This window comes from Streptomyces silaceus, assembly GCF_001419745.1.
GTDB lineage: Bacteria > Actinomycetota > Actinomycetes > Streptomycetales > Streptomycetaceae > Streptomyces > Streptomyces silaceus.
On sequence record NZ_LIRJ01000225.1, the window covers coordinates 1 to 4784 of the forward strand.

At 75.7% G+C, this 4784-nt stretch carries 2 protein-coding genes; both read left to right on the plus strand.

Annotated elements, in window-relative coordinates:
• On the plus strand, positions 1-3279 hold a 3279-nt coding region (locus AOK22_RS21590), incomplete at its 5' end, for an SDR family NAD(P)-dependent oxidoreductase (RefSeq protein WP_055700350.1).
• A gap of 67 nt (positions 3280-3346) precedes the next feature.
• Positions 3347-4784 (plus strand): type I polyketide synthase (locus tag AOK22_RS21595; protein WP_208606422.1); only part of this gene is annotated, 1438 nt, incomplete at its 3' end.

Here is a 4784-nt window from a genome sequence, read left to right on the forward strand (position 1 = left end):
GTCGCCGGTGACCTCGACGCGTACGACGTGGGCCACTCCCTGGCCACCACCCGCTCGCTCTTCGCGCACCGCGCCGCCGTCACCGGCCGCGACCGCGCCGAGCTGCTCGACGGTCTGCGCGCCCTCGCCGAAGGGCGCGAGCGGTCCGTCGTCGCGCCCGAACCGGGCCGGCTGGCCGTGCTGTTCTCCGGCCAGGGCTCGCAGCGCGCCGGCATGGGCCGCACGCTGTCCGCGCACTTCCCGGTGTTCGCCGCCGCGTTCGACGAGATCTGCGCGGCCTTCGACGGGCACCTGGAGCGCCCGCTGCGCGAGGTGATCGACGCCGACGACCCCGAGCAGCTGAACCAGACCGCGTACACGCAGGCCGCGCTGTTCGCCTTCGAGACCGCGCTGTACCGGCTCCTGGAACACTGGGGCATCCGCCCCGACCTGCTCGCCGGGCACTCCATCGGCGAGATCGTCGCCGCCCATGTCGCGGGCGTCCTCTCGCTCGACGACGCCGTCACCCTGGTCGCCGCCCGCGGCCGCCTCATGCAGGAGCTGCCCACCGGCGGCGCGATGGTCTCGCTGCTCGCCGCCGAGGCCGACGTCACCCCGCTGCTCACCGAAGGCGTCGACGTCGCCGCCGTCAACGGCCCCCGCTCCGTGGTGATATCCGGCGACGAGGACGCCGTGCTCGCCGTCGCCGCGCAGTTCGAGAAGACCACCCGGCTCAAGGTCTCGCACGCCTTCCACTCGCACCGCATGGACCCCATGCTGGACGCCTTCCGCGAGGTCCTCGCCACCCTCACCTTCCACGAGCCCGCCCTGCCGGTCGTCTCGAACGTCACCGGAGCCCTCGCCGACGACCTCACCTCGCCCGAGTACTGGGTACGCCACGTCCGTGACGCCGTCCGCTTCCACGACGGCGTCACCACCCTGGCCGCCGAGGGTGCCACCCGCTTCCTGGAGGTCGGGCCCGACGCGGTGCTGAGCAACATGGCGCAGGACGCCGTGGCGGACGCCGTCGCCACCCAGCGGCGCGACCGCGACGAGGACACGGCGCTCGTCGACGCGCTGTGCCGCCTGCACCTCACCGGCGCGGGCCCCGACTGGCCGGTGCTGTTCGCCGGGGGCCGCAAGGTCACCCTGCCCACCTACCCGTTCCGCCGCGACCGGCACTGGGAGGACGCCCCGATCCTCCAGGCCGAGCGCTCCGCGGGCCGTGCCGCGTCCGACGCCTCCGACCCGTTCTGGGACCTGGTGCACGAGCAGGACGTCGCCGCCGTCGCCGCCACCCTCGGCGTCGCCGACGAGGCGTCCGTCGAGGCCGTCGTCCCGGCCCTCGCCGCCTGGCACGCGCAGCGGCAGGACGCGGCCGCCGCCGACGGCTGGCGCTACCGCGCCGCCTGGCACCCGCTGGCCCGCCCCTCGGCACCCGCCGCCGGCGGCCGGTGGCTCGCGGTCGTGCCCGACTCCCGCACCGACGACCCCTGGACGGCGTCCGTCCTCGCCGGCCTCGGCGCCCACGGTCTCGCCGTCGACACCCTGCCGGTGCCCGCGGACGCCGGCCGCGCCGCCCTCGCCGCGCTCCTGGCGGACCGCACCGACGTCGACGGCGTGCTGTCCCTGCTGAGCCACGGCGCCCCGCTGACCGCGACGGCCGCCCTCGTACAGGCACTCGGCGACGCCGGGGCCACGGCACCCCTGTGGTGCGCCACCCGCGACGCCATGGCCCACGAACCCGCCGCGGCCGTCACCGGATACGCGCAGGCCCAGGTGTGGGGCCTCGGCCGGGTCGCCGCCCTGGAGCACCCCGACCGCTGGGGCGGCCTCATCGACCTGCCCGCCGGACCGGGACCGCAGAGCCTCGCCTCCCTCGCCGCGCTCCTCGCGGACGCGGGCGACGAGGACCAGATCGTCGTCCGCGAGTCCGGCGCGTACGGCAGGCGCCTGGAGCACGCCGCCGCCAAGGCCGGCGCGCCCTGGCGGCCCGCCGGCACCGTCCTGGTCACCGGCGCCACCGGCGGGGTCGGCGCGGCCGTCGCCCGCTGGCTCGCCGCCGAGGGCGCCGACCACCTCCTGTTGACCTCCCGGCGCGGCGAGCAGGCCCCCGGAATGGCCGAGTTGAAGAACGAGCTGGCCGCCACGGGCGCCCGGGTCACCGTCGCCGCCTGCGACGTCGCCGACCGCGCCGCCCTCGCCGCGCTCCTGGAGACGGTGCCCGCCGAGCACCCCCTGACGGCCGTGATGCACCTCGCCGGAGTCCTCGACGACGGCGTCCTCGACGGGCTCGCCCCCGAGCAGTTCGACGGCGTCCTCGCCCCGAAGGCCACGGCCGCCGACCACCTGCACGAGCTCACCCGCGACCTGGACCTCAGCGCGTTCGTGCTGTTCTCCTCGCTGACCGCCACCGTCGGCGGCGCGGGCCAGTCCAACTACGCCGCCGCCAACGCCCACTTGGACGCCCTCGCCGCGCACCGCCGTGCCGCCGGACTGCCCGCCACCGCCATCGCGTGGGGTCCCTGGGGCGGCGACGGCATGGCCGCGCACGGCACGGTCCGCGCGGCGAGCCGGGCCATGGGCATGTCCGCCCTCGACCCCGACCGCGCCCTGACCGCGCTGCGCCGGGCCCTGGACGGCGGCGACACCACCGTGACCGTCGCCGACGTGGACTGGACGAAGTTCGCGCCCGCGTTCACCTCGTCCCGGCCGAGCCCCCTGCTCTCCGCGCTGCCCGAGGCCCAGCGGCCCGGCGGCTCGGACGGCGACAGCGCCGTGCCCGACGGGTTCGCCGAGCGGCTCGCCGCGCTGACCGGCGGCGAGCGCGAACGCGCCCTCCAGGACCTCGTGTGCGGACAGGCCGCGGCCGTCCTCGGCTACGCCGGCTCCGACGGCGTCGAACCCACCACCGCCTTCCGCGACCTGGGCTTCGACTCGCTGACCTCCGTCGACCTGCGCAACCGCATCAGCACCGCCGCCGGGGTGCCCCTGCCGGCCACGCTCATCTTCGACTACGCCACCCCCGCCGCCCTCGCCAAGCACCTGGGCGCCGAACTGGCGGGCGCCGACACGTCCGTGGACTCCGTCGTCGCCGAACTGGAGCGCGTGGCGGCCCGGCTCGGCGACCTCACCGCCGAGGACATCGAGCAGGGCCGCATCACCGCACGCCTGCAGACCGTCCTGAACGGCCTCAACCAGACCCTCGCCGGGGACGGCGCGGCGGTCGCGGGCCGCCTCGAAGAGGCCTCCGCCGACGACGTGTTCGCGTTCATCGACAACGAACTCGGCTCGGCGTGACACCAGGCCCCCACGACACGACCGCCCACCCGCAGCTCACCCTTTCGCACAGAAGTGGCGACACGCGATGACGAACGACGAAAAGCTCCTCTCCTACCTCAAGCGGGTCTCCGCCGATCTGCACCAGACCCGGCAGCGGCTGCGCGAGGTCGAGACCCAGGACCGGGAACCGATCGCGATCGTCGGGATGAGCTGCCGCTTCCCCGGCGGGGTGAGCACCCCCGAGGAGCTCTGGCGGCTCGTCCACGACGGCACCGACGCCATCGGTGACTTCCCCGACGACCGCGGCTGGGACGTCGACGGGCTCTACGACCCGGACCCGGACGCCACCGGCAAGACGTACGTCAAGCGCGGGGGATTCCTGTACGACGCGGGCGACTTCGAGCCGGAGTTCTTCGGCGTCAGCCCGCGTGAGGCGGTCGCGATGGACCCGCAGCAGCGGCTGCTGCTCGAAGTGTCGTGGGAGGCCCTGGAACGCGCCCGGATCGCCCCCGACTCGGTGCACGGCGGCCGGGTCGGGGTGTTCGCGGGCACCAACGGACAGGACTACCGGGACCTGCTCGCCCGGATGGACCAGGACACCGAGGCGGCGCTGGGCACCGGCGCGCTCGCCGCGGTGATCTCCGGCCGCATCTCCTACACCCTGGGCATCGAGGGGCCCGCGGTCACCATCGACACCGCGTGCTCCTCGGCGCTGGTCGCGGTCCACCTGGCCGTACAGGCGCTGCGGGCCAAGGAGTGCACGCTCGCCCTCGCGGGCGGCGCGACCGTGATGTCGACGCCCGGCTCGTTCGTCGCGTTCAGCCGCCAGCGCGGTCTGGCCCTGGACGGGCGCTGCAAGTCCTTCGCCGACGCCGCCGACGGCACCGGCTGGGGCGAGGGCGCGGGCATGCTGCTCCTGGAGCGCCTCTCGGACGCCCGCCGCAACGGCCACGAGGTCCTCGCCGTCGTCCGCGGCTCGGCCGTCAACCAGGACGGCGCGTCGAACGGCCTGACCGCGCCCAACGGCCCCTCCCAGCAGCGCGTCATCCGCGCGGCGCTGACGGGCGCGGGGCTGAGCCCGGCCGACGTCGACCTCGTCGAGGCGCACGGCACCGGCACCACCCTCGGCGACCCCATCGAGGCGCAGGCCCTGCTCGCCACCTACGGCCAGGACCGGCCCGAGGACGCCCCGCTGTGGCTCGGCTCGGTCAAGTCCAACATCGGGCACACCCAGGCCGCCGCCGGCGTCGCCGGGATCATCAAGGTCGTCATGGCGCTGCGCCACGGCGTCCTGCCGCGGACCCTGCACGTCGACGAGCCCTCCACCAAGGTCGACTGGACCGCGGGCAACGTACGCCTCCTGACGGAGAACCGGTCCTGGTCCGACCCGGGCCGACCGCGCCGCGCCGCCGTGTCCTCCTTCGGCGCCAGCGGCACCAACGCGCACACCATCGTCGAACAGGCCCCGGCCGAGGACGGCACCGAGGAGCCCGCCGAGGACGGCGCCGCCCCCGCACCCGCCC